The sequence below is a fragment of the Prauserella isguenensis genome, assembly GCF_014191605.1.
GTDB classification, from domain to species: Bacteria; Actinomycetota; Actinomycetes; order Mycobacteriales; family Pseudonocardiaceae; genus Prauserella; species Prauserella isguenensis.
In genome coordinates this window covers 258,449-283,225 of sequence record NZ_JACHWU010000004.1, presented here as the reverse complement: position 1 = coordinate 283,225, position 24,777 = coordinate 258,449, and the positions used below count along the sequence as shown (strand labels likewise).

Annotated in this window: 24 protein-coding genes and 1 pseudogene; 11 read left to right on the top strand and 14 right to left on the bottom strand. The window is 69.9% G+C overall.

What is annotated here, in order from left to right:
* Positions 1–4: 4 nt before the first annotated feature.
* From FHS23_RS17630 to FHS23_RS17610, 6 genes and pseudogenes are all read right to left on the bottom strand, one after another.
* Entirely contained in the window at positions 5–913 is a 909-nt protein-coding gene (locus tag FHS23_RS17630) for an alpha/beta hydrolase (RefSeq protein ID WP_183656948.1), read from the bottom strand.
* Between the two features lie 12 nt (positions 914–925).
* Positions 926–997, bottom strand: a pseudogene (locus tag FHS23_RS23940) (twin-arginine translocation signal domain-containing protein); the annotation flags it as partial.
* A 234-nt stretch (positions 998–1,231) separates the two neighbouring features.
* Positions 1,232–1,996, bottom strand: coding sequence for an SDR family oxidoreductase (locus tag FHS23_RS17625; protein ID WP_183656945.1), 765 nt, complete (start codon positions 1,994–1,996; stop codon positions 1,232–1,234).
* Between the two features lie 13 nt (positions 1,997–2,009).
* Entirely contained in the window at positions 2,010–3,401 is a 1,392-nt protein-coding gene (locus tag FHS23_RS17620; protein WP_183656942.1) for a TRAP transporter large permease subunit, read from the bottom strand.
* Complete coding sequence (locus FHS23_RS17615) at positions 3,398–3,910, bottom strand: TRAP transporter small permease (RefSeq protein WP_183656939.1); 513 nt, start codon at positions 3,908–3,910, stop codon at positions 3,398–3,400. Before FHS23_RS17615 ends, FHS23_RS17620 begins: the two co-directional genes overlap by 4 nt.
* Before the next feature lie 3 nt (positions 3,911–3,913).
* Complete coding sequence (locus tag FHS23_RS17610; RefSeq protein WP_221219703.1) at positions 3,914–4,921, bottom strand: DctP family TRAP transporter solute-binding subunit; 1,008 nt, start codon at positions 4,919–4,921, stop codon at positions 3,914–3,916.
* Positions 4,922–5,061: 140 nt separating this feature from the next.
* On the opposite strand from FHS23_RS17610, the gene FHS23_RS17605 reads away from it, so the two are divergent.
* Genes FHS23_RS17605 through FHS23_RS17585 form a run of 5 tightly spaced genes read left to right on the top strand, consistent with a single transcriptional unit; the run spans position 5,062 to position 10,406 of the window.
* Positions 5,062–5,976, top strand: a complete 915-nt coding sequence (locus tag FHS23_RS17605) for an IclR family transcriptional regulator domain-containing protein (protein WP_183656936.1) — start codon at positions 5,062–5,064, stop codon at positions 5,974–5,976.
* Positions 5,973–7,145 (top strand): acetyl-CoA acetyltransferase, encoded by a 1,173-nt coding sequence (locus FHS23_RS17600; protein WP_183656933.1) that lies wholly within the window; start codon positions 5,973–5,975, stop codon positions 7,143–7,145. Before FHS23_RS17605 ends, FHS23_RS17600 begins: the two co-directional genes overlap by 4 nt.
* Positions 7,142–8,695 carry an acyl-CoA synthetase gene (locus FHS23_RS17595; RefSeq protein WP_183656931.1) on the top strand — a complete coding sequence of 518 codons (1,554 nt, stop codon included), beginning with the start codon at positions 7,142–7,144 and terminating at the stop codon, positions 8,693–8,695. Before FHS23_RS17600 ends, FHS23_RS17595 begins: the two co-directional genes overlap by 4 nt.
* Positions 8,692–9,603 carry a PCC domain-containing protein gene (locus tag FHS23_RS17590; RefSeq protein ID WP_183656928.1) on the top strand — a complete coding sequence of 304 codons (912 nt, stop codon included), beginning with the start codon at positions 8,692–8,694 and terminating at the stop codon, positions 9,601–9,603. The genes FHS23_RS17595 and FHS23_RS17590 overlap by 4 nt, the downstream gene beginning before the upstream one ends.
* The gene (locus FHS23_RS17585; RefSeq protein ID WP_183656925.1) at positions 9,600–10,406 is read left to right on the top strand and encodes an SDR family NAD(P)-dependent oxidoreductase; all 807 of its coding nucleotides are present in this window, start codon (positions 9,600–9,602) and stop codon (positions 10,404–10,406) included. The genes FHS23_RS17590 and FHS23_RS17585 overlap by 4 nt, the downstream gene beginning before the upstream one ends.
* A 128-nt stretch (positions 10,407–10,534) precedes the next feature.
* On the opposite strand, the gene FHS23_RS17580 is transcribed toward FHS23_RS17585, so the two are convergent.
* Positions 10,535–11,554 (bottom strand): YeiH family protein, encoded by a 1,020-nt coding sequence (locus FHS23_RS17580; RefSeq protein ID WP_425501137.1) that lies wholly within the window; start codon positions 11,552–11,554, stop codon positions 10,535–10,537.
* A gap of 70 nt (positions 11,555–11,624) precedes the next feature.
* Between FHS23_RS17580 and FHS23_RS17575 the strand changes: the two genes are divergently transcribed.
* On the top strand, positions 11,625–12,560 hold the full coding sequence (locus FHS23_RS17575) for a LysR family transcriptional regulator (protein ID WP_183656922.1): 936 nt from the start codon (positions 11,625–11,627) through the stop codon (positions 12,558–12,560).
* Positions 12,561–12,608: 48 nt separating this feature from the next.
* Here the strand turns inward: FHS23_RS17575 and FHS23_RS17570 are convergent, their stop codons facing one another.
* The 4 genes from FHS23_RS17570 to FHS23_RS17555 all read right to left on the bottom strand — a co-directional run bounded on the left by FHS23_RS17570 (position 12,609) and on the right by FHS23_RS17555 (position 17,220).
* A complete protein-coding gene (locus FHS23_RS17570) occupies positions 12,609–13,691 on the bottom strand; it encodes an acetate/propionate family kinase (RefSeq protein WP_183656919.1) in 1,083 nt (360 codons plus the stop codon).
* 23 nt (positions 13,692–13,714) lie between these two features.
* Positions 13,715–16,096 (bottom strand): phosphoketolase family protein, encoded by a 2,382-nt coding sequence (locus tag FHS23_RS17565; RefSeq protein ID WP_183656916.1) that lies wholly within the window; start codon positions 16,094–16,096, stop codon positions 13,715–13,717.
* 128 nt (positions 16,097–16,224) lie between these two features.
* The gene (locus FHS23_RS17560; RefSeq protein WP_183656913.1) at positions 16,225–16,437 is read right to left on the bottom strand and encodes a hypothetical protein; all 213 of its coding nucleotides are present in this window, start codon (positions 16,435–16,437) and stop codon (positions 16,225–16,227) included.
* Positions 16,438–16,482: 45 nt separating this feature from the next.
* On the bottom strand, positions 16,483–17,220 hold the full coding sequence (locus tag FHS23_RS17555; protein WP_183656909.1) for a GntR family transcriptional regulator: 738 nt from the start codon (positions 17,218–17,220) through the stop codon (positions 16,483–16,485).
* A gap of 149 nt (positions 17,221–17,369) precedes the next feature.
* Between FHS23_RS17555 and FHS23_RS17550 the strand changes: the two genes are divergently transcribed.
* The 4 genes from FHS23_RS17550 to FHS23_RS17535 all read left to right on the top strand — a co-directional run bounded on the left by FHS23_RS17550 (position 17,370) and on the right by FHS23_RS17535 (position 21,935).
* Positions 17,370–18,596: a CoA transferase gene (locus tag FHS23_RS17550; protein WP_183656906.1), complete on the top strand. Its 1,227-nt coding sequence runs from the start codon at positions 17,370–17,372 to the stop codon at positions 18,594–18,596.
* 50 nt (positions 18,597–18,646) lie between these two features.
* A complete protein-coding gene (fabG, locus tag FHS23_RS17545) occupies positions 18,647–19,387 on the top strand; it encodes a 3-oxoacyl-ACP reductase FabG (RefSeq protein WP_183656903.1) in 741 nt (246 codons plus the stop codon).
* Complete coding sequence (locus FHS23_RS17540; protein ID WP_246382373.1) at positions 19,387–20,616, top strand: acetyl-CoA C-acetyltransferase; 1,230 nt, start codon at positions 19,387–19,389, stop codon at positions 20,614–20,616. The genes fabG and FHS23_RS17540 overlap by 1 nt, the downstream gene beginning before the upstream one ends.
* 101 nt (positions 20,617–20,717) lie before the next feature.
* Positions 20,718–21,935: an acyl-CoA dehydrogenase family protein gene (locus FHS23_RS17535; protein ID WP_183656900.1), complete on the top strand. Its 1,218-nt coding sequence runs from the start codon at positions 20,718–20,720 to the stop codon at positions 21,933–21,935.
* 11 nt (positions 21,936–21,946) lie between these two features.
* On the opposite strand, the gene FHS23_RS17530 is transcribed toward FHS23_RS17535, so the two are convergent.
* Positions 21,947–22,483 carry a pyridoxamine 5'-phosphate oxidase family protein gene (locus tag FHS23_RS17530; RefSeq protein ID WP_183656897.1) on the bottom strand — a complete coding sequence of 179 codons (537 nt, stop codon included), beginning with the start codon at positions 22,481–22,483 and terminating at the stop codon, positions 21,947–21,949.
* 96 nt (positions 22,484–22,579) lie between these two features.
* On the opposite strand from FHS23_RS17530, the gene FHS23_RS17525 reads away from it, so the two are divergent.
* Positions 22,580–23,077, top strand: coding sequence for a winged helix-turn-helix transcriptional regulator (locus tag FHS23_RS17525; RefSeq protein WP_183656894.1), 498 nt, complete (start codon positions 22,580–22,582; stop codon positions 23,075–23,077).
* A 39-nt stretch (positions 23,078–23,116) separates the two neighbouring features.
* Here the strand turns inward: FHS23_RS17525 and FHS23_RS17520 are convergent, their stop codons facing one another.
* Together FHS23_RS17520 and rraA are read right to left on the bottom strand one after the other, a co-directional pair.
* Positions 23,117–24,166: a zinc-dependent alcohol dehydrogenase family protein gene (locus tag FHS23_RS17520; RefSeq protein ID WP_183656892.1), complete on the bottom strand. Its 1,050-nt coding sequence runs from the start codon at positions 24,164–24,166 to the stop codon at positions 23,117–23,119.
* Between the two features lie 72 nt (positions 24,167–24,238).
* A complete protein-coding gene (rraA, locus tag FHS23_RS17515) occupies positions 24,239–24,718 on the bottom strand; it encodes a ribonuclease E activity regulator RraA (RefSeq protein ID WP_343054038.1) in 480 nt (159 codons plus the stop codon).
* Positions 24,719–24,777 lie beyond the last annotated feature (59 nt).

Genomic DNA, 24,777 nt, shown 5'->3' with positions numbered 1-24,777 from the left:
GCACTCAGGCTCCGCGCAGCGTGGCGACCACGCCATCGATGTCGGCCTGCAGCAGCTCGGGCCTGACGAAGTGGCCACCGGGCGCCTCGTGCGAGTCGTGTGCGATACCGGCGTTGTCCAGAGCGGCCTTGAACTCGCGTTGCCCGGCGAGCACGTGGGTCTCGTTGATGGAGTCACCCGGGTTGATGTGGATCGGTTCCGGACTCGTACCGGCCGCGAGGAAGACGCGTTTGCCGCGGTAGCGCTCGATGTTCTCCACCGCGTTGTCCGCACTCACCCGGGCCTCGTCCCACGGCACCCCGTACACGGTCCCGGTGCCGAGCTCGACCGCCGCCGACGACAGATTCGCCCAGTGCGCCACCGCGCCGAAGTCCCGTCGCAGACTCGCGGGACCCGAGTGGGCGCTCACCGAGCCGAAATGACCGTGGTACTTGGCCGCATACTTGAGGGCTCCGAAACCGCCCATCGAGAACCCGGACACCGCCCGTCCGTCCATCGACGTGTGGGCGCGGAAGGTCGACTCGACCCACGGCAGCAACTGGTGGATGTGGAAGCTCTCCCAGTTGCGCGGCCCGGTGTGCGACGTGACCGGGTTCGAGTACCAACCGGCGCTCCCGCCGTCGGGCATGACCACGATCAGCGGCCTGCCGGCCGTCTTCTCGCGGATGCCAAGGGCGTCGAAGGCCGTGAAGTTCTGCCCGATGCCGCCGCCGTGCAGCAGATACAGCACGGGATACGTCCGGCCGCTCGTGTGGTAATCGTCGGGCAACAGCACATTGACGCGCGGATTCCATCCGATCTCGGACGTCGCGAACTCGTACCACCACATGCGCGGGTCGTCCTGGTTGCTGTCGACGACGGCGAGATCCGCCGCCGGCCTCGCCGCGGCCGCCGACGAGGCCCCGACAGCCATCGCAGCTCCGCCCAAGGCCGCCGTCGCGGCCAGGCCGCCCGCACCCTTGAGGATATTGCGCCTGTTCAGCCCGCGGTCAAACACGATGTCCCTCCAGTGCCGTCGAAGTGGATGTGAGAGAAGTACCAGATATTCACCCCACGAGTCACTGATTGACAGACCTTCGTAGTGTGCAGCGGGCGCTGCGATCACACACGACGTCGTGCCGCACCCACGCCGGCTTTCGCCGCGTCGGCGAGCCGGAGAGCGCACCCGTTCGCCACCCGCGTCGCTGACCGGTGTCGGCTTTCGCCGCGTCGGCGGCCGGGTCTGCGGGCGTCATCCGATGGCCGCGCCGCCGCAGACCTTCAGGACCTGCCCCGTCACGTATCCCGCGCCCGGCCCGGCCAAGTAGCCCACCGCCGCCGCGACTTCCTCCGGTGTACCCATACGCTTGATCAGCTGGTCGTCCAGCGCGTAGTCGACATCGGCGGTCAACGCCGTCGCGATCGGGCCAGGGGCGACCGAGTTGCAGGTGATCCCCTCGACACCGAGCTCCTTGGCGAGCCACTTGGTCAACGCGATCACGCCACCCTTCGACGCCGCGTATGAGGGACCCGAGCGGCCGCCGCCCTCACCCCCGGAGCGCGGTCCGCCCATGACCCCGGAGATCGAGCTGACGTTGATGATCCGTCCATGGCCCTGAGCCCGCATGTGCGGTCGGGCGGCACGGCAGTACAGGAACATCCCGCGCAGATTCGTGTCGAGGTCGCGGTACCACTCGTCGTCGGTGAGCGTGTCCAGCCCGCTCCGGCTGGCCGTACCCGCGTTGTTGACGAGCACATCGAGCGAGCCGAGTTCTCCGACGGCCGCATCGACCGAGACGCCCACCGCCTCCTCGTCACGGACGTCGACCTTCCGATACAGCACCCGTTGCTGCGGGAAATCCTCGGCCAGCGCCGTCACGTCCGCCGGCTGGTCGGCCAGGTCGGCCACCAGCACGTGAGCGCCCTGCGCGGCCAGACCCCGCGCCACGGCCAGACCGATACCGCGCGCACCACCGGTGACGAGCGCGGCGCGACCGGTGAGGTCGAATGGGTTCACGGCATGTTCCCTTCTAGAAGCCCAACAGGTCCGGCAGCCAGTTCGACAACTGGGGGACGTACGAGACGAGAAGCAGCACGATCAGGCCCGCGGCGAAGAAGGGCCGGATTCCCTTGACGACCTCGATCAGTGGCACCTTGGCGATCCCGGCCGCGACGAACAGGTTGACACCGACCGGTGGTGTCACCAGCCCGAGCGCCAGGTTCACGACCATCATCACGCCGATGGTCGTCACGTCGACACCCGCTTCGAGCAACACCGGCGCGATGATCGGGACGAAGAGGTACAGCGCGGAAACGGCGTCGATGAACGCGCCGACGATCAACAGCACCACAATGGCCAGCAATACGATCAGCACGGTGTTGTCGGTCAACCCCAGCAGCGCGTCGGAGAGGTCCTCCGCGATCTGGTTCACGGTCACCACGTAGGCGAACACCGATGCCGCACCCACGATCAGCATCACCACGGCCGACTGCGCCGAAGCGGTCACGAGGATGCGGTAGAGCTGCCGCGGGCTGATCTCCCGGTAGACGAACAGGCCGACGAGCAACGCGTAGACCGCCGCGACCACCGCCGATTCGGTCGGCGTGACGATACCGCCGTAGATGCCGCCGAGAATGATCAGCGGTACCAGCAGACCCGGAATCGCCTTGCCGAAGGACGCGGCGAATCCCTGCGATGCGGTCGCATCGAGAGCCTCGCCGGACGGGGGCGTGCCCGCGTCGCCACCGTCGGCCGTGCCACCGTGATCGCCGGTGCCGCCCGCATCGCCGCCGGATCCCCCCGCCGCCACCTTGACCGGTTGTGTCCGTGGCAGGAACAGACTGGCCGCCACGAGCGCGACCGCCAGCAGGATGCCGGGAACGATGCCCGCCACGAACAGACGAACGATCGACACTCCCGCGTAGTCGCTGACGACCACCGCGAAGACGATGAACGCGACACTCGGCGGCACGATGATGCCCATGGAACCCGCGCTGGCGAGCAAGGACGTCGCATGCCGGGCGGCGTAGCCATGGCGGATCAGGGCGGGAATGAGGATCGAGCCGATCGCCGCCACGGTCGCCGGGCCCGACCCGGAGATCGCGGAGAAGAAGAAGGCGGCGACGATCACGACGATCGCCAGTCCGTGCTTGCGACCGCCCACGCAGGCGTGCGCGAGGTCCACCAGCCTGCGGGAAATGCCGGCGTATTCCATGATCACGCCGGCGAGGATGAAGAACGGGATCGCCAGCAACGTCTCCGACGCCACGGAGGCGGTGAAGACGTTCGGCACGATCGACAGTTCGCCGAAACCGCCCATGGCCACCAGCGAGATGCAGGCCGCGACACCGAGCGAAAACGCCACGGGAACACCCAGCAGCAGCAACACGAAGAAGCTGCCGAACAGCACGCCACCGATCACCGGTCGGCCTCCTCACTCGGCTGTGAATCCACTGTGGATCTGTGGAAACCGGCCCGGCTCGCCTGCAGTGTGCGGTACACGCCGAACACCGCGCCCACGGGGAGGGCGGCGGTGAACAACCACTGCGGCACCCCGATCGACGGTGTCGCCCTGCCGCTGTCGATCTGCCCGATCATCATGTCGATGCCGAAGTACAGCAGCACAGCCAGGAACACGAGGATCGCGGCTGTGATCAGTATCGTCATGACCTGCCGCAGGAGCCCGGTGGCCTTGTCGTGAAGAGCACTGAATCCCAGGTGGGCACCTTCTCGCAGCCCGATCACGGCACCCATCGTCACCATCCACACCGCGAGATTCACGGTCAGTTCGGAGGTGAAGGCCAGCGAGGCGTTGAGGAAGTACCGGCTGAAGACGTTGACGAACGCCACCACCGCGACGACTGCGAACGGGACGGCCGCCAGTACGTTCTCCGCGACCGTGAGTACACGTTCCGAAGTGGACCTGTGCATGGTTCAGCGCTCCGGGCTCACGGCACGGACCATGTCTGGTCCCCACACCGATTCGTAGGCTTCGTACAGCGGCCGCACCGCCGCACGGAAGCGGGCGATCTGTGCATCGGTGGGCACGGTCGTTGTCATCAGCTTCGACTGCTCGTCGATCTGCTGTTGCTCGAGCCCACGGTTCGTCTCGATCTGGAACGCGTTCGCATCGGCCGCGGCCTGCTCCACGATGTCCCGGTCCTCGGGACTCAGCGAGCGGAACAGGTCCTGGTTCATCCCCAGGATCAGCGGGTCGTAGACGTAGTTCCAGACCGTCAGATGCCGCTGGACCTCGGCGAGCCCTGCCGACGAGATGACGTCCATCGGGTTCTCCTGCCCCTCGATCGTGCCCTGCTGGAGCGAGGTGAACACCTCGGAGAAGTTCATCGTCGTCGGGTTGGCACCGAGCCTGCGGAAGATGTCGGTGAACATCCCGATCCCGGGGATGCGCACCTTGATCCCGGCCAGGTCCTCGGGCTTGCCGACCGGGCGGACGTTGTTGGTCAGCTGACGGAAGCCGCTCTCACCGAAACCGAGCATCTTCACGCCGAACTCGGAGGACAACTTCTCGTAGGCCTCCACCGCGCCGCTGTTGAGCGCGCGATCCGCCTCGTCGTAGTCCCGGTACAGGAACGGGGCGTTGATCGCGCCGAACCGCGGGTCGATGCCCGCGTAGATGATGGTGGAGTTGTACGAGAAGTCCTTGTCGCCGTTCATCAGCTGTTCGACGCCTGCGGCCGGGTCTCCCGCCGACAACTGTTCGCCCGTGAACACGCGGAGTTTCATCCGCCCACCGGACTCGCGCGACAGCGTCTCGGCGAACCGCTGCGCAGCCTTGTACCAGGTGGAGGACTCCCCGACCGTGACGGTCATGTCCCAGGTGTAGACCGGTGCGTTCGGCGTGGCCGTCACCGAGCCGCATGCGCCGAGCACCAGGCAGGCCAGCAGTGCGACGGCGCCGCGAAGGCGCTTCGACATCATTGTCCGTTTCTCCTCGTCCGCCCCGGAGGGGCTCACCGATATTGAGAGAAGCCGATCAACGATGTCAATGCAGGCTCGAGATCCGTGGTCCACAATATGGACCGTTGCGAAACCGTTTCGACAGACTCATGATGGCTGGTGTGAGCGCCAATGCCGACGCGCAGCGATCCGCCGCGCCGCCCCCCGAGCTCGGACGAGCGGCTCGTAGGTCCGCATCATGGACCATCGCTCACACCGCGGATGAGGCCGACCGGCCGTCCGGTTCGCAGAGCATCCAGCGGGCACTCGTGCTGCTGAACCTCGTCGGCGTGCTGGCACGCGACCGCCCGGAAGGGGTGTCGCTCGCCGAACTCACGCGCGTCAGCGGACGTCCCAAAGCGAGCGTGCGCCGCGTACTCGTCGCACTCGTCGCAGAGGGATACGTCGAACAGGATCCGGGCACGGCCTGCTACCGCCTCGGACTGCAGGCGGGCGTGCTCGGCGAACTGGCGGGCCATCGGGCCGACGACCTCGGCGAGGCGAGCACCGACAGCCTCATCCGGATAGCCGACACCTCCACCGACACGACGTTCCTGACCGTGCGCCACGGCAGCTACGGCGTGTGCACGCGCAGGCAGGAGGGGCCCGGCCCGATCCGCAACTACGCACTGGCGGTCGGCGACCGGCATCCGCTGGGCATCGGCGCGGGCAGTCTCGCCGTCCTCAGCGCACTGTCCGATGACGACATCGACGACGTACTGGCCTCCACTGCCACGACCCGCGGCCACTATCCCGGGTTCGACGACGAGACACTGCGCGGTCTCGTTCGCCGGTCGCGCCGGGACGGATACGCACTGAACGACGGCCGGGTCATCGCCGGGTCGTGGGCACTCGGCGTCCCGGTGCACGACGCCGCGGGCCGGCCGGTCGCCGCGCTCAGCGTCGCCGGTATCGCCGAGCGCTTCGACCCGCCGCAGTGCGACGAGCTCGCCGCCCTGCTGCACACCGAGGCCCGGTCGATCCACGCCGCACTCACCCGTTCCCAGGAGTCTCGACCCGTGAGAGGACGACCATGACAGCCACCCCCGCGATCATCGGCTGGGCGCATTCCCGGTTCGGCAAGGCGTCCGAACCGGACGTCGAGGCGCTGCTGGCCGGCGTCACCGGCGCGGCCGTCGACCATGCGGGCATCGCGCCCGGTGACGTCGACGGGCTCTTCGTCGGCGTGTTCAACGGCGGTTTCTCCCGCCAGGGGTTCGAGGCGGGTCTCGTCGGGGCGGGCCGTCCCGAACTGGCGACCGTGCCCGCCGTGCGCACCGAGAACGCCTGCGCAACCGGGTCCTCGGCGCTGTTCACGGCACTGGACTTCGTGCAGTCGGGCCGCGGCCGGATCGCACTCGTCGCCGGCGCGGAGAAGATGACGGCCGCCGAGGCCGAGGTGGTGGGCGACGCGCTGCTGACCGCCTCCTACCGCAAGGAGGAGGAACAGGCGGGCAGCTTCGCGGGCGTGTTCGCCGGGATCGCCCGTGACTACTTCGAGCGGTACGGCGACCACCGCGACACGCTCGCCCGCATCGCCGCGAAGAACCATCGCAACGGCGTCGGCAATCCGTACGCGCACCTGCGCAAGGACCTGGGCTTCGAGTTCTGCGCCGAGGTGTCGGACCGCAATCCGTTCGTGGCCGATCCGCTCCGCCGCACGGACTGCTCGCTGGTCTCCGACGGCGCCGCCGCACTCGTCGTGGCTTCGCCGGACGTCGCGGCGACCGCACCCCGCGCCGTGGGCTGGCGCGGCCGGGCCCACGCCAACGACCACCTGCCGCTGAGCCGCCGGGACGACGTGCTCGCCTTCGCTGGTGCCAGGGCGGCGTTCGCCGGGGCCACGAACGAGGCGGGTGCCGCACTGTCCGATCTGGACCTCATCGAGACGCACGACTGCTTCACCGTCGCCGAACTGTTGCAGTACGAGGCGTTCGGGCTCGCCGAGCCGGGCAAAGGCGCCACGGTCATCGACTCCGGACGCACGGAACGCGACGGCGAGCTGCCGGTCAACCCGTCCGGGGGGCTCAAGTCGAAGGGACACCCCATCGGCGCGACGGGGGTGTCGCAACACATCATGGCCGCGCTGCAGTTGACCGGCGAAGCGGGCGACATGCAGGTTCCCGGTGCCGAACTGGCCGCGGTGTTCAACATGGGCGGCGTCGCGGTCGCCAACTACTGCTCGGTGCTGGAGCGGGTGCGATGACGCTGCGAGCAGTCAACCTGGCCCACCTGCTGACCGCCGCCGCCACCAGACTGCCCGGCCGGGACGCCGTCGTCTCGGGCCCGACCCGCCTCTCCTGGCCGGAACTGGACGCGCGGGCCTCCGCGGTCGCCGCCGAGCTGCGGCGCCGCGGCATCGGCCGTGGTGACGCGGTGCTGGTGCACTCCCCCAACCACCTCGAATTCGTCGCGGTGATGTTCGGCGTGTGGCGTGCGGGCGCCGTGTTCGCTCCGGCCAACTTCCGCCTGACCCCGTCCGAGGTGGCGGGACTGGCCGAGCTGACGACGCCGAGCGCGCTGATCTGCCACGCCGACTACGCGGACCACGCCGTCGCCGTCGCCGAGGCCGCGGACCTGACCGGCGGCACACTGTGGATCGGCGCCGCGGCCGACGCCGACGGTGCCGTGGCCGGTCTGCCCGATCCGGCCGGGCGCGAACCGGACGAGCCGGTGTGGAACGGTGACCACGCCTGGTACTTCTTCACCTCCGGCACCAGCGGCAGGCCCAAGGCGGTCGTGCTGACCCACGACCAGCTCGGGTTCGTCGTCAACAACCACCTCTGTGACCTGATGCCCGGCCTCGGTGCCGACGACGCGCAGATCGTCGTGGCACCGCTGTCGCACGGTGCAGGCGTCCACCTGCTGCCGCAGGTGGCGCGGGGCGCGAAGACGGTGCTGCCGACGTCGACGCGGCTGGACCCCGCGGAGATCTGGAGACTCGTCGAGGCCGAGCGGGTCACCAATGCCTTCACCGTGCCGACGATCCTCACGACGTTGACCCAGGCGCCCGAGGCGTCGCGCCACGACCTCGGTTCGCTTCGTTACGTCATCTACGCGGGCGCGCCGATGTACCGCGCGGACCAGCAGCACGCCCGTGACGTGCTCGGCGACGTGCTCGTGCAGTACTACGGCCTGGGCGAGGTCACCGGCAACATCACCGTGCTGCCGCCGGACGAGCACGACCGCCCCTCGCCCGACGGGGTCGAGTACGGCACCTGCGGCTACCCGCGCACCGGGATGCAGGTCAGCATCCAGGACTCGGACGGCACCGAGCTGCCCACCGGCGGCCAGGGTGAGATCTGCGTGGCGGGTCCCGCGGTGTTCCCGGGCTACCTGCGCAACGACGTGGCCAACGCCGAGTCGTTCCGCGACGGCTGGTTCCGCACCGGAGACCTGGGCATGGTCGACGCCGAAGGCTACGTCTACGTCACGGGCAGGGCGTCCGACATGTTCATCTCGGGTGGGTCCAATGTGTATCCACGGGAGATCGAGGAACGGTTGCTGCACCATCCGGCGGTGGCCGAGGTCGCGGTCGTGGGCGTGCCGGACCCGAAGTGGGGTGAGGTCGGCGTCGCGGTGTGTGTCGCCTCCGACGGCCAGGACGCCGACGAGGACGAGCTCCGGTCGTGGCTCGGTGACTCGCTCGCGCGGTACAAGATCCCGAAACGCTTCGTGTGGTGGGACGAGATCCCGAAGTCCGGATACGGCAAGGTCGTCAAACGCACGATCAAGCAACGATTGGCGACCTCGTGACGGCGCAGCGGGCCGGAGTCCCGCTGCAGCATCCCGGCCCCCGAACGCAGGAACGCATCGCGGCGGTGCCGACCGGGGTGACGGTGGTGCGGGCCGAGCTGCCGCCCGGAGCGAACATCGTCGACGAACTGTGGCGGATCACCGAGACCGCGGGGTACCGCGCGGCGTGTGTCGAACTGGCGCACGGGAGTTTCGGCACGCTGCGGTACGTGCACCCGGCCGTCGGCGCCGAACGGCCCGCGTTCTACAGCGACACGGTCGAACCCGCGGGGCCGTGTTTCGTACTCGGCGGCTCCGCGACGGTCGGCAACCGGGACGGACGCGCGTTCGCGCACCTGCACGCCACCTGGCTGGACGAACACGGCCGGATCCGCGGCGGTCACCTGTTGCCGGAGACGACGGTCGGCGACGTGCCGATCGAGGCGACGGCGCGGTTGCTGCACGATGCGGAGTACGTCAGCGACACGTGCCCGGAGACGTCGATGCCGGCGTTCACCCCGCACGCGCTCGCGCGGCCGGCCACGACGCAGGCCGTCGCCGCGCGGATTCTGCCCGGCGAGGACCTGCACGACGCGGTGGCGACCGTCGCGGCACGTGCGGGGTTCGACTCCGCCGTGGTCCGCGCGAGCCTCGGCAGCGCAGTCGGCGCGCGTCTGCGCACCGGTCCCGGACGGATCACCGAGGCGGACTGGCCCGCGACCGAGTTCACGTCGCTCACCGGCACCGTCCGCGGCGGTGACGTCGTGCTCACCGCGTCACTGGTGGACCGCAACGGCGACGTCCATTCGGGACTGTTGCTGCCGGGACAGAATCCGGTCGCGGTGACCTTCGAGCTGTACGTCGAGCGCGCCGACCCCGGCGGCGCGGCCCGCGACGTCACCCACACCGCCGAGGAGGCGCAGGCATGACCGGCAGTCCGAGACTCGCAGGCAGAACGGCACTGGTGTTCGGCGGAGGCGGCGGGACGGACGGCGCGACCAACGGCCAGGCCGCGGCGGTGACCTACGCCCGCCACGGAGCGTCGGTCGCCGTGGTCGACGTCAACAGGGAGGCCGCGCAGCACACCGTCGAGGCGATCCTCGCCGAGGGCGGCGCGGCGACGGCGATCACCGCCGACGTCACCGACGGGGACCAGGTCGCCGAAGCCGTGGACCGTGCCACCGAGGCGTTCGGGCCCGCGGACGTCCTGCACAACAACGTCGGTGTCACGGTGTTGGGCGGTCCGATGGAGTTGAGCCTGGAGGAGTGGCGCCGTGCGTTCGCGCTCAATGTGGACGGGGTGTTTCTGGCCTGCAAACACGTGCTGCCCGCGATGCTCGACCGTGGCAGCGGGGCGATCGTCAACGTCTCGTCGCTCGCCGCGCTGCGGCACGTCGGCTACGAGTACCCGGCGTACATGTCGGCGAAGGCCGCGGTGAACCAGGCGACCGTGTCGTTGGCGCTGACGTACGCCGAGCGGGGCATCCGTGCCAACTCGGTCGCGCCGGGTTTCATCGAGACGCCGCTCGTGCGTCAACAGTTGGCGTCGCAGGCGGGGTCGATCGACGAGCTCATGGCGGCCCGCCACGCGGCGAGCCCCACCGGACGCATGGGGACACCGTGGGACGTCGCCCACGCGAGCCTGTTCCTCGCCTCCGACGAGGCCGCCTACGTCAACGGGGTGTGCCTGCCCGTCGACGGTGGCCTGGCCATGACCTGCGCACCGAGCTGACCCGCGATTACTGTTCACCCGCCGGCGGTGCGGGGAAGCCTCCGACGGCCTGTTCGAAGGTGTGGGGTTCGGCTCACGAAGCCGTACCGCACCGCATAAGAGCTCCGGGCCGTGCGGTGCGTTCCGTCCTAGACCGCGCCGACCACGGCCAAGGCGAGGTAACCGACCGTGGCGACCACCGTGGTGGCGAGGGCACCGAGCACGAGGCCTCGTCGTCCCGTCCGCACCAGCGCACCCAGGTCCACGCCCGTACCCAGGCCGAACAACGCTGCCGCGAACAGCAACGTCGTGACCACATCGGAGGCCGAAAGCAGCGCCGTCGGAACGGTGCCCGTGCTCCGTAGCGCCATCATCGCGAGAAAGCCCACTACGAAGAGCGGGATCAGGGGTGGACGCTTCGCCGTCGCCGAACCGGATGCAGCACTGTTGCGGCGGTGCGCCACGCTCACGCCGGCCACCATCGGAGCGAGCAGAACGACACGGGTGAGCTTCACGACCACGGCCACCGCGACCGCCGCCGCACCCGCCGGTGAGGCCGCGGCCACGACCTGCGCCACCTCATGGATCGACACACCCGCCCAGGCGCCGAGCTGTTCAGGAGCCGCCCCGAACCACCGGCCCAGTAACGGGATCGCGGCGATCGCCCCGCTGCCGTACAGCGTCACCAGCGTCACACCGGTCGCGACGTCCTCCTTGTCGTTCTCGGTCACGCTGTCCATCGCGGCGATGGCCGAGGCCCCGCAGATCGAGAATCCCGTGGCCACCAACAGGTTCAGCCCCGGCGACACACCGAGGAGCCGGCCCATGCCCATCGTGCCGAAGAACGTCACGAGAACCGTGACCACGACAGCCGCTACGACTCCCGGCCCCAGGTCCAGGACTTCGCCGAGGCCGAGTTGCAGGCCGAGCAGTACGACGCCCAGGCGCAAGAACCGCTTCGTCACCCACTCCAGGCCGCCGCTGGCCCACTCCGGTATCCAGCGGCCGACCGCGACACCGAGTACCACCGCGACGGTGAGTGCGCTCACCGACGACCACAGGAGCGACACGCCGAACGCCGCAGCCGTACCCGCCGTCGCCACGACGATGCCCGGCGCCAGGGCTTGCCGTCGTGCGGCGCCGTCCACCGTCGACCGTTGTCCACTCACGTCCTCATCGTCGTTCCCGGGAACCTGACGGCGGTACCGTCAACTCGTTGGGACGTCATAACCTCTGGGAATGACAGAACTGCCGGACATCGATTCCCTGCGGCTTCTGGTTCTGGTGGGTGAACACCGGAGCCTGACGACCGCGGCCGAGCAGGCGGGAACGACTCAGCCCGCGGCCAGCAAGCGCATCTCCGCGCTGGAACGCCGACTCGGTGTCCGGCTGCTCGACCGATCCCCGACTGGCTCGACCCTGACAGCCGACGGGCGGCTCATCTGCAGCTGGGCCGAACGGGTACTCGAAGACGTCCATCTCCTCGTCGAAGGTGTCAACGCACTGCGGCGCGAGCGCACCGCACAACTGTCGTTGGCGGCGAGCCTGACGGTCGCCGAGCACCTGCTCCCGACGTGGATCGGGGACCTGCGGCGGCGACTTCCCGATCTGCATGTCGGGCTGCAGGTCCTCAACTCCACGCGGGTCTGCGAGCTGGTGCAGCACGGCGAGATCGACCTCGGGTTCATCGAGTCGCCCCGGCGGCTCCGGGGACTGCGCTCACAGATCGTCGCGAGGGACAGGCTGGTGCTCGTCGTCGCACCGGGCCACCGTTGGGCACGCAGGCGGACGCCGGTCGGCGCCGCCGAGCTGGCCGCCACCGCGCTGATCAGCAGGGAGAGCGGATCGGGCACCCGCGACACAGTCGAACAGGCCCTGCTGGCGACGGGGCTCACCCCCGTGGAACCGCTGGTGGAACTGGGCTCGGCCACGGCGGTGCGCAGTTCTGTCGCCACCGGAGCGGGACCGGCACTGCTGAGTGAGCTGGTCGTCGCTGCCGACCTCGCGGCGGGCACCCTGCGGGAGGTCGCCACGACCGGCGTCGATCTGCGCCGCACGTTGCGCGCCATCTGGCACACAGGCGCCGCCCCGTCCGGCGCCGCGGCGGAGCTGCTCACTCTCGCCGCGCGTACGAGTTCCGGACGCCGCAGGAAATCCGGCAACCAGCACGACTGAACCACCGAACCCGGGGCCCGCGTCAAGGGCGGCAACATCGTCACGGATTCATTCACCGAGCGTGCGGCGGGTGTGGGCGGCGATCTCGACGTCCTCCCGCGCACCGACCACGAGGGTGCGCACGCCGGTGCTGGCCGCGGCGATGTCGGCGTCCTCGGCGACAGTCTCGTTGGCCCGCTCGTCCAGCTCCACACCGAGGTAGGCGAGCCCGTCGGCCACCTCCGCGCGCACGCGGGGGTTGTGCTCCCCCACGCCGCCGGTGAACGCCAGGACGTCGATCCCGCCGAGGCTGCCCGTCATCGCCGCGATCTCCCGTCGCAGCCGGTGGGTGTAGACGTCGAACGCCAGCCGCGACGACTGGTCACCCGAGTCCATCCCGGACATGACCTCGCGCATGTCCCCGCTGCCGCCCGCGAGTCCCGCGAGTCCGGACTCGAACTCCAGCGCATGCGACAACGAATCGGCGTCGAAACCCGCCTCCTGCTGCAGCCACAGCACCAGACCCGGATCGACACTGCCGGTACGCGTCGCCATAACCAGCCCCGCCAGCGGCGTGAACCCCATCGTCGTGTCGACCGACCGGCCCCCGGACACCGCGGCGAGCGACGCACCCGCCCCGAGGTGGCACGACACGATCCGCAACCGCTCGGCAGGCGTGCCGACCAGCTGCGACGCGCGTCTGGTCACGTAGGCGTGGGACAGACCGTGGAATCCGTACCGGCGCAGTCCCCATCGGCGGTTCCACTCGGCGGGCAGCGCATACGTGGCGGCCGGCTCCGGGATCGTGGCGTGGAACGCCGTGTCGAAACACGCCACCGCGGGTGTTTCCGACAGGACCCGCCGCAATGCGTCGACACCCGCCACCCCGCGCGGCTGATGCAGCGGCGCCAGCTCGGCCAACGCTGCGACCTCGTCGCGCACCTCGTCGTCGATCCGCACCGGCTCGTGGAAGCGCCGCCCACCGTGGACCATCCGGTGCCCCACGGCGTCCACCGCGGACAGTCCGTCGACGAATCGTTCCAGTTCCGTCGTCTCCTCCCCGTCCCAGTCGTCCAGGTCGAGGGTGTCGACCACGTCGTCGCCGGCGTCGAGCAGCCGAACCTTCAGACTCGACGATCCGGCGTTGACCACCAGGACATGCTCGGGCCGTCCCGTCACGACGACCAGACCCAGTCCCGCACCTCGGGCAGGTCGTCACCGTGCGCCCGCGTCCACGCAGCGTGCCGCGTGCGCGTGTCGGCCATGTCCTGCCGCAGCCACGCCGTGCGCGTCCCGAGGTCCGGCACCCGGTCGAGCACGTCGATGACCAGCCGGAACCGGTCCATGTCGTTGAGCACCAGCATGTCGAACGGCGTGGTGGTCGTGCCCTCCTCCTTGTAACCGCGGACATGGATGTTCCGATGGTTGTTCCGCCGATAGGTCAGCCGGTGGATCAACCACGGATATCCGTGATAGGCGAACAGCACCGGCCGGTCCGTCGTGAACAACGCGTCGAACTCGGCGGACGTCATCCCGTGCGGGTGTTCGCTCGCCGGCTGCAGCCGCATCAGATCGACGACGTTGACGACCCGGACCTTCAACTCGGGCAGCCGCTCCCGCAGGATCGACGTCGCGGCCAACACCTCCAACGTCGGCGCGTCACCGGCGCACGCCAGCACCACGTCCGGCTCTCCTCCGTCGTCGGAACTGGCCCACTCCCAGATGCCCGCACCGCGGGTGCAGTGCAGCACCGCCTCGTCCATGTCGAGCCACTCCGGCGACTGGTTCTTGCCCGCCACGACGACGTTGACGTAGTCACGGCTGCGCAGACAGTGGTCCGCCACCGACAGCAACGTGTTCGTGTCCGGCGGCAGGTACACGCGGATGATCTCGGCCTTCTTGTTCATCACGTGGTCGATGAAGCCCGGGTCCTGGTGCGAGAAACCGTTGTGGTCCTGCCGCCACACGTGCGAGGTCAGCAGGTAGTTCAGCGAGGCGACCGGCCGGCGCCAGTCGAGCCGCTTGCTCGTCTTCAGCCACTTCGCGTGCTGGTTGAACATCGAGTCCACGATGTGGATGAACGCCTCGTAGCACGAGAACAACCCGTGCCTGCCCGTGAGTAGATAGCCTTCGAGCAGGCCTTGGCACACGTGCTCGGACAACATCTCGATGACCCGACCGTCGCGAGCCAGGTGTTCATCGGTGTCCAGCAGCTCGCCGAGCCACTGCTTCCCCGTCTCCTCGTAGGTCGCGTCCAGCCGGTTCGACGAGGTCTCGTCGGGGCCGAACAGGCGGACGTTGCGGCGGTCGTCGTTGTCGCGCAGCACGTCGCGCAGCCAACGGCCGAGCACCCGCGTCGGCTCGGACGTCGTCGCGCCCGGTGTCGTGACCTCGGAACCGTAGTCGCGGAAATCCGGCAATCGCAACGGCTTCAACAGCCGACCACCGTTGGCGTGCGGATTCGCGCCCATGCGTCGATCGCCCGCGGGAGCCTGCTCGGTCAGCTCGGGACGCGGCGTGCCGTGTTCGTCGAACAGCTCGTCGGGCCGGTACGACCGCAGCCACGACTCGAGCTGCTCCCGGTGCTCGGGGTTGTCCCGCACACCGGCCAACGGAACCTGGTGCGACCGCCACGTGTCCTCGATCGGCACACCGTCCACCTCGGACGGACCGGTCCAGCCCTTGGGCGTCCGCAACACCAGAAGTGGCCACTGTGGACGTCCGGCGAACTCTCCCTGTCTCGCGCTGTGCTGAATGATCTCGATCTCGCCGAAGATCCGGTCGAGCGTGGCGGCCATGTCCCTGTGCATCGTCGTCGGATCGTCACCTTCGACGTAGTAGGGCACGTAGCCGTAGCCGCGCAGCAACGCGTCGAGCTCCTCCCGCGGGATGCGCGCGAGGATCGCCGGGTTGGCGATCTTGTAGCCGTTGAGGTGCAGGATCGGCAGCACTGCGCCGTCGGTGGCGGGGTTCAGGAACTTGTTGATGTGCCAGCTCGTCGCCAACGGTCCGGTCTCGGCTTCCCCGTCGCCGACCACGCACGCGACGAGCAGGTCCGGATTGTCGAGCACCGCACCGTAGGCGTGGGCGAGCGAGTAGCCGAGTTCACCGCCCTCGTGGATCGACCCCGGCGTTTCCGCCGCCACGTGACTCGGCACGCCGCCGGGAAACGAGAACTCGCGGCACAGCCTGCGTATCCCGTCCTCGTCCTGCCCGACGGCGGGATACGCCTCCGTGTAGGTGCCTTCCAGCCACGTGTTCGCAAGCAGCCCCGGGCCGCCGTGACCAGGGCCGATGACGTACATGACGTTGCTGTCGCGCTGCCGGATCACCCGGTTCAGATGCGCGTAGACGAAGTTCAGCCCGGGCGTGGTGCCCCAGTGTCCCAGCAGCCGCGGTTTGATGTGTTCGACGCGCAGGGGCTCCCGCAGCAACGGGTTGTCGAGCAGGTAGATCTGCCCGACGGACAGGTAGTTCGCCGCGCGCCAGTAGGCGTCCAGTGCGGTCAGGTCGTCGTGCAGCGAATGGACGTCGGTCGCGATCGCCTGTCCGGCCATGTCGGGTCCCCCTCGCGGTCGGGTTCAGCCAGGTCGCCGCCGGATACCCGCACGCCGCCGCGACTCAACCCGAGAGGCGGCGGGCGTGGCCCGATCGGAGGCCGCCGCGCCCCGCCCGGCCGGGGGGGTCAGTCGTCGCCGCCCTCTCCCTCGCCGCCCTCGTTCTCGCCGCCCTCGTCCTCGCCGCCGCCTTCGCCGCCGCCCTGGTTGCCGTCGCCGTACTGGCCGCCGCCGTTCTCTTCCTGCTGGTTGCCGTCCTCCTCGGCCGGTTCGTCGCAGGCGGCCACCGCACCCAGCGCGCTCACCGCGGCCAGCGCGGCGAGAGTCTTCCTGATCCTCATGCGGGCCAGCGTACGGCCATCACGGCCGTTTCACAGGGTTCGCGGTCATTCCTCGGGGCGACGGTCGACGTGCCTGCCGAGGAGTTCCCCGGCGTGCCGGATGTGCTCCTGCATCGCGATGCGCGCCGCCTCCGGGTCACGCGCGTGCAGTGCTTCGAGGATCGGATAGTGGTCGTCGACGGAGGCCTGCACCCAGCCGTCGATCGTCTCGTAGTACCGCGACGGCGTGTGCTTGACGGCCTGGCCGAGGAACCAGGTCAGCTTCGGCGACCGGCCCGCCATCGCGAGCAGGTGGTGGAACCGGTGGTTGAGGTCCTCGATCTCGTCGAGCCTACCGTCGGCGAGCGCGCCGGCGAGCCCGCGCTGCAGCTCGTCGAGAGTGGCGAGATCGTCGTCGGACAGCCGCGGCGTGGCACGCGCCGCGAGTTCGCCCTCCAACTGGGCCTGCACCCAGAACAGGTCGCGCACGTCGTCTCCCGACAGCGGGGCGACCATGAACCCGCGGCGCGGTTCCAACTGCAGCAATCCCTCGGCGCGCAACGTCAACAGCCCCTCGCGCACCGGCGTGACGCTGATGCCCAGGTCGCCCGCCACCTGGTCGAGCCGCACGAACTCGGGGAACCGCAACTGCCCGGACATGATCAGCTCCCGCACGTGCGCCGCGACCTGGTCGGGCAGCGACCGCTTCCCCCGGGTGCGCTGCGCCCGCTCCCCCGCCGCAGGCTCCCCCTTCGACGTCTTCCTTCGCGACGTGTCCGCCTGCGACGTGTCCGCCTTCGCCATGGCCCGCCTCACTCACATCCGTCGAGCTTCCACCCTTCCCCAGATCATATATTTGGGATATAAAAAATGGAAAGCACGCCGCCTGCTCCGTTGGAGGTAGAGCACATGCCCAGTGCGCCCCCGCGCCCGGTCGACACAGGATCACCGGCATGACGGCACCCGACCCGGCGTCCCGGCCGCTCGACGGACTCCACGTGGTCGAATGCGCGAGTTTCGTCGCGGGCCCCTCCGGAGGCATGGCGCTCGCCCGGCTCGGCGCCGACGTCCTGCGAGTCGACCCGCCCGGCGGCGGGGGCGACTTCCACCGCTGGCCCGTCGACTCCCACGGCACGAGCCTGTACTGGGCTAACCTCAACAAGGGCAAGCGCTCCCTCGCCCTCGATTTCCGCTCCCCCGAGGGCCGCGAGCTCCTCCTCGCACTGGCCACCGAGCCGGGCCCCGATGCCGGGATCTATCTCGACAACGTCGCGGGGCGCACCAGGCTCACCTCCGACGAGCTGTCGGCCCGCCGGGCCGACGCGATCCACGTGCACGTCGAAGGCATGGCGGGCGGCAGGCCCGGCGTCGACTACACCGTCAACGCCGCCGTGGGAGTTCCCGACCTCACCGGCCCGACCGATCACGCCGGACCGGTCAACCACGCCCTGCCCGCCTGGGACTTCCTGTGCGGCCAGTACGCGGTGACGGCGATCCTCGCGGCACTGCACCGCCGCGCGCGCACGAACGAGGGAACGTCGTCGACCATCGCGTTGTCCGACGTGGCCCTGTCTGCCGTCGGCGACCTCGGCTGGCTCGCCGAAGCCCACCGGACCGGCCGCGCGCGGGACCGCATCGGCAACCACACCTACGGCAGCTTCGGCGTCGACTTCCCCACGGGCGACGGCCGGCGGGTCATCGTCGTCGCACTCACCACGGGCCAGTGGCGCGCACTCTGCACCGCCACCGGCACCGCCGAGGTGTTCGCCGCGCTCGAACCCGCACTCGGCGCCGACCTGTCCGACGAGTCCGACCGCTATCGGTTCCGCGAGACGATCGAGGCGATCCTGCGGCCGTGGTTCGCCGCTCGCCCGTACGACGAGGTCGCGCGCCTACTGGACGAGTCCCGCGTGCTGTGGGGCCCGTACCGCGACATGGCCGAGGCGACCCGCCTGGCGCTCGACGACCCCACGTCGGTCGTGCGGGAGATCGACCAGCCCGGTATCGGCCCGATGGCGGCCGCGGCCGGCCCCGTCCGCACCGCCGGTGAGCCCGCGCCGCCGCAACCGGCGCCGGCGCTCGGAGCCGACACCGAGGCCGTTCTGAGCGAGCGACTCGGCCTGGGCTCCGCCGAGATCGGCAGACTCCGCGACGCCGGGATCGTTGCGGGCCCCGCGTGAACGCCGCGCCACCACCCCCACCGCCCGAACAGAAGGGACACCGCAACCACATGGGTCTGCTCGACGGAAAGGTCGCCGTGATCACCGGCGCCGCACAGGGCATCGGCTTCGCCATCGCCGAACGGTTCGCCGCCGACGGAGCACGCGTGGTCATCGGCGACATCGACGAGGCCGCGGCCACGACCGCGGCGGAGAAGCTCGGCGGCTCCGCCGTCGCCACGGGTGTGCGCTGCGACGTCACGTCGGCCTCCGACACCGATGCGCTCCTCGCCGCCGCCACCGAGCGGTTCGGCGCACTCGACGTGCTGGTCAACAACGCGGGCATCACCCGCGACGCCACGATGCGGACGATGACCGAGGAGCAGTTCGACCAGGTCATCGACGTCCACCTGAAGGGCACGTGGAACGGTCTGCGGAAGGCGTCCGCGATCATGCGAGCCCAGCAGCGCGGCGCGATCGTCAACATCTCGTCGCTGTCCGGCAAGGTCGGCATGGCGGGCCAGACCAACTACTCCGCGGCCAAGGCGGGCATCGTCGGGATGAGCAAGGCCGCGGCCAAGGAGATGGCCCACCACGGCGTGCGCGTCAACGCGATCCAGCCGGGACTGATCCGCTCGGCGATGACCGAGGCCATGCCCGAACACGTGTGGGAGGGCAAGATGGCCGAGATCCCCATGCAACGGCCCGGCGAGGTGGCCGAGGTGGCGAGTGTGGCTCTGTTCCTCGCCTCCGACCTGTCGTCCTATATGACCGGGACCGTCCTCGAGGTCACCGGCGGGAGGTTCATGTGATGAGCACCGGAATGCCCCGCGAGGCCGTGGTCTGCGAACCGGTCCGCACCCCGATCGGCCGGTTCGGCGGCTCCCTTCGCCCGATGAGCGCCGCCGACCTCGGCGAAACCGCGCTGCGAGGCCTGCTGGAACGCAGCGGGGTCGCCCCGGATGCGATCGACGACGTCGTGCTGGGGCACTGCTATCCGACCAGCGAGGCGCCCGCCATCGGCCGCCTGGTCGCGCTCAACGCGGGACTGCCGATCACGACCGGCGGCATGCAGGTCGACCGCCGCTGCGGCTCCGGGCTGCAGGCGGTGCTGCAGGCCGCGATGCAGGTGCAGAGCGGCGCGAGCGATGTGGTCGTGGCCGGCGGTGCCGAGAGCATGAGCAACGTCGCGTTCTACTCCACCGAGATGCGCTGGGGCGTCAAGGGATCCGGCGTGATGCTGGAGGACGGGCTCGCGCGGGGCCGCATCACCGCGGGCGGCCGGAACCATCCTGTACCGGGTGGCATGCTGGAGACCGCCGAGAACCTGCGCCGGGAGTACTCGATCCCGCGCGAGGAGCAGGACCGGCTTGCACTGACCTCCCACCGACGGGCGGTGGCGGCACAGCGATCGGGCGTGTTCGCCGAGGAGATCGTTCCCGTGACGGTCCGCACCCGCAAGAGCGAGTCCGTTGTGGACAACGACGAACACCCGCGTGCCGACGCCTCCCCCGACACGCTGGGTGGACTCAAACCCGTCCTCGGCAACCAGGACCCGGACGCGACCGTCACCGCGGGCAACGCCAGTGGGCAGAACGACGCGGCCGCGATGTGCCTCGTCACGCACCCCGACAGAGCCGCCGAACTCGGCCTGCGTCCACTGGTGCGCATCGTGTCCTGGGCCGTCGCCGGGGTACCGCCGGAGACGATGGGCATCGGCCCCGTTCCCGCCTCGCAGCAGGCACTCGACCGCGCCGGGCTCGCGATGTCCGACATGGACCTCATCGAACTCAACGAGGCCTTCGCCGCACAGGTGCTCGCGTGCACCCGCGAATGGAAGTTCGGCGACGGCGACTTCGACCGCCTCAACGTCCACGGATCCGGCATCTCCCTCGGCCACCCCGTCGGCGCGACAGGTACGCGCATCCTCACCACGCTCGCCCGCGAGATGGACCGGCGCGAGGTGCGCTACGGCCTGGAGACGATGTGCATCGGCGGCGGGCAGGGCCTGGCCGCGGTCGTCGAACGCGTGACCGGCTGACAACGGCGGGCCGGTGGCCGCCGCACCCTCGGGCCGCCGCCACCGGCCCACCCTGCCCCGCGGCACGCGAAACCCGCACCCACGCTCGGAGAGGAACGGCCATGGCCCGCCTGGCACAGACCGCAGGACTGTCCGAAGTGCAGTCCGAGATCCTGGCCACGGTCAGGAAGTTCGTCGACAACGAGATCATCCCGCGGGCTCAGGAGCTCGAGCACAGCGACACGTATCCGGCCGAGATCGTCGACGGCATGAAGGAGATGGGGCTGTTCGGCATCACCATCCCCGAGGAGTACGGCGGACTGGGCGAGTCTCTGCTGACCTACGCACTCGTGGTCGAGGAGATCGCGCGCGGCTGGATGAGCGTGTCCGGCGTGATCAACACCCACTTCATCGTGGCGCACATGATCGCCCGGCACGGTACCGAGGCGCAGAAGCGGCGGTTCCTGCCGCGCATGGCGACCGGCGAGGTCCGGGGCGCGTTCTCGATGTCCGAACCCGACCTCGGCTCCGACGTCGCCGCGATCAGCACCAAGGCCACCCGAGACGAGAGCGCCGCCGCAGAAGGCGGTGGCGACTACGTCGTCGACGGCACCAAGATGTGGCTCACCAACGGCGGCACGTCGACGCTCGTCGCCCTGCTGGCGCGCACCGACGAGGGCGCGGACAGTCCACACCGGAACCTGACGACGTTCCTCGTCGAGAAACCCGAGGGCTACGGCGAGGTACTGCCGGGCCTGACGATTCCCGGCAAGATCGACAAGATGGGCTACAAGGGCGTCGACACCACCGAGGCGGTGTTCGACGGCTTCCGTATCGGTGCCGACATGGTCCTCGGCGAGGCGCCCGGTCACGGCTTCTCGTACATGATGGACGGCATCGAGGTCGGCCGGGTCAACGTCTCGGCGCGCGCGTGCGGCATCGCGATCCGCGCCTTCGAGTTGGCGATCGAGTACGCCCAGCAGCGCGAGACGTTCGGCAAACCCATCGCGCACCACCAAGCGATCGCCTTCAAGCTCGCCGAGATGGCCACGAAGGTCGAGGCCGCTCACCAGATGATGGTCAACGCGGCACGGCTCAAGGACTCCGGCACGCGCAACGACGTGGAAGCGGGAATGGCGAAGCTGATCGCCAGCGAGTACTGCGCCGAGGTCACCCAGGAGGCGTTCCGCATCCACGGCGGCTACGGCTATTCCAAGGAGTACGAGATCGAACGCCTCATGCGCGAGGCACCGTTCCTACTCATCGGCGAGGGCACGAGCGAGATCCAGAAGACGATCATCAGCAAGGGATTGCTCAAGGAGTACCGGCTGCGCCGCTGATCCTCAGGACCTCAGGGGAAGCGCCACCGGGTCGGCAGGAACGTGCCCTCCAGTGGGAACGCGAAGGCCTTGTCCGGGACGATCTCGAACACCGCGTACGGCGGCCCGCCGGACGTCGGCGCCCCGAACGGCGCGTCCAGCACGTCGCCGGTCACGGTCGTCGGCCAGCCGTAGACGTCCGCGACCCCCTCGGACGCGCGCCGGAGAGTGTCCTGATCGGACAATCGAGTGCCGTGGCCCTCAACGACGACGTGCGCCGCGTCGACGTCGGTGCTGACCACGCAGCGACCGTCCGCGACGAGGTTCCGGCTCTTGCGGGCGGTGTCCTTCGAGCAGACGAACAGCCGGGCCTCCGAGCACACCGCGAACAGCGGTGCCACATGCGGCGCACCGTCCGGTCGCACGGTGGCGAGCCAGCAGAACGCGTCGGTGTTGAGCCGGCGCTCGACCTCGTGCCAGGGCAGTGGTTCGAGCTCGGCCTGCGCGTCGGTCAGTTCCGTGCCGCGCCCGACGGTGGGAATCGCCTCGACGATCGGTGGTCCGTTCATCGATCCTGCTCCGATCCATACCGATGCAACTTTGCAAGCAGTTGTAGACTAGCGGCAACCGATGCGAAAACACAACCGGTTGGAGGCTCGCAGCCGATGTCCACGGCCCCGCGCTCCCACTGCCCGATCAACCTGTCACTCGAGATCTTCGGGGACCGGTGGACGCTGCTGGTACTGCGCGACATCGTCTTCGCGGGCAAGCGCCACTACCGCGACCTGCTCACCTGCGACGAAGGCATTTCCACCAACATCCTGGCCGACCGGCTGAAGACCCTCCTGCACCACGGACTCCTCACCCGAAGCGAGGATCCCGGCCACAAGCAGAAGGCGATCTACAGCCTCAGCGAACGCGCCATCGACCTGGTCCCCGTGCTCGTCCAGATCGGGGTATGGGGCAGGCGGCATCTCGGCGCGGACGAGGACCTGAGCCTGTACGCCGACGTCCTCGAACGCGGCGGGCCCGCACTGTGGGAGAGCTTCATGGACGACCTCCGCGAGACGCACCTCGGCGCGGCGGCACGCCACCATGCGCCCGGCCACGGACCCTCGTTCGCGTTGGCCGTCGAACAGGCCACCGCCGCACCCCGCAGCTGACCCGCCCTGACGGCGCGGCACGGGCGTTCGGCCGGCGACTCAGCCCGGCAGGTCGACGACGGTCATACCCGTACCCGCGGTCGGCGCATCCATGGCGGCCAGCGCGGCGGGCGCCTCCGCCAAGCCGATGGTCTCGCCGATCAACTCCTCGGGCCGCAGCCCGCCGTCGGCGAGCATGCCCAGCAACTGCGGATAGTCGCGTGCAGGCATCCCGTGCGAGCCGTAGATCTCCAGCTCCTGCGCCGTGACGACGTCCATCGGGATCGGCGGCGTCGCACCCTCGCCGAACAGCAGGCCGACCTGGACGTGCCTGCCCCTGCGGCGCAGGCCGCGCACCGACGAGATGCAGGTGTCGGCCGAGCCGAAGGCGTCGAGCGACACGTGGGCGCCGCCACCGGTCAGTTCACGGACGGCCGCCGCGGTCTCCGCGGGCCCGGAAGCCGCCGAGTCGACGACCGCCCGCGCGCCGAGACTCCGCGCCGCCTCGAGGGGCGCATCGGCCACGTCGACGGCGAGGACCCGCGCGCCCAGCGCGACCCCGATCTGCACCGCGGACAGGCCCACGCCACCACAGCCGTGCACCGCCAGCCACTCCCCCGGCCCGACCCTGCCATGGGCCGTCACCGCGCGGAAAGCCGTCGCGAACCGGCAGCCGAGCGATGCCGCCGCCGTGAAGCCGACGGCATCGGGCAACGCCACCAGGTTCAAATCCGCCGCGTGCAGCGCCACCCGCTCGGCGTGCGACCCGGGCCCGGTGAATCCCGGCTGTGTCTGGTGCGGGCACACCTGCGCCTCACCGGCGGCGCAGTACTCGCACCGGCCACAACCGCACACGAACGGCACCGTCACGCGCGCTCCGGGCTGCCACCGGGTGACCTCCGGGCCGACCTCCGCGACCACACCGGCCAGTTCGTGGCCGGGGATCTGCGGCAGCGGCACCTGCTCGTGGCCCTTCCAGGCGTGCCAGTCCGACCGGCACACCCCGGTGGCACGCACCGCGACCACCACCCCGTCCGGCGGGCACTCCGGCTCCGGGACGTCGGAGAGCACGGGCGGTTCGCCGTAACCGGCGTAGACGACGGCCTGCATGCCGCCAGTCTGACCGCACCACGACGCCACGTCGCGAGCGGCCCACCCGGCGGTGCTGGATCCCGAGGCCGGTCAGGACCGCGGCAGCAGCACCACGCCGTCGTCGTCGGCGTACAGCGTGTCACCGGGGTGGAAGGTGATGCCGCCGAAGCCGACCGGGATGTCGACCTCGCCGACGCCGTCCTTGCTGCTCTTGCGCGGGTTCGTGCCGAGCGCCTTGACGCCCAGCGGCAACCCGCCCAGCACCGCCGAGTCCCGCACCGCGCCGTTGATGACCAGGCCCGCCCAGCCGTTGCGCACGGCCGCCCCGGCGATCAGGTCACCCGTCAGCGCCGTCTGCAACGACCCACGGCCGTCGACGACGAGCACGCAGCCCTCACCGTCCGAGTTCAGCAGCTGCTTGACCAGGCCGTTGTCCTGGTGGCACGACACCGTTCGCACCCTGCCCGAGAACTCCCGGTGCGAACCGAACTGCCGGAACTGCGTATCGCACACGCGCAGCGCCTCGCCGTACTCGTCGACGAGGTCTGCCGTACTCCTCACGTCACTCACGCGAAACATCATGACCACCGCCCGCGCGCCCGGTCCGCCCGGGGAGGCGCACGCCACAC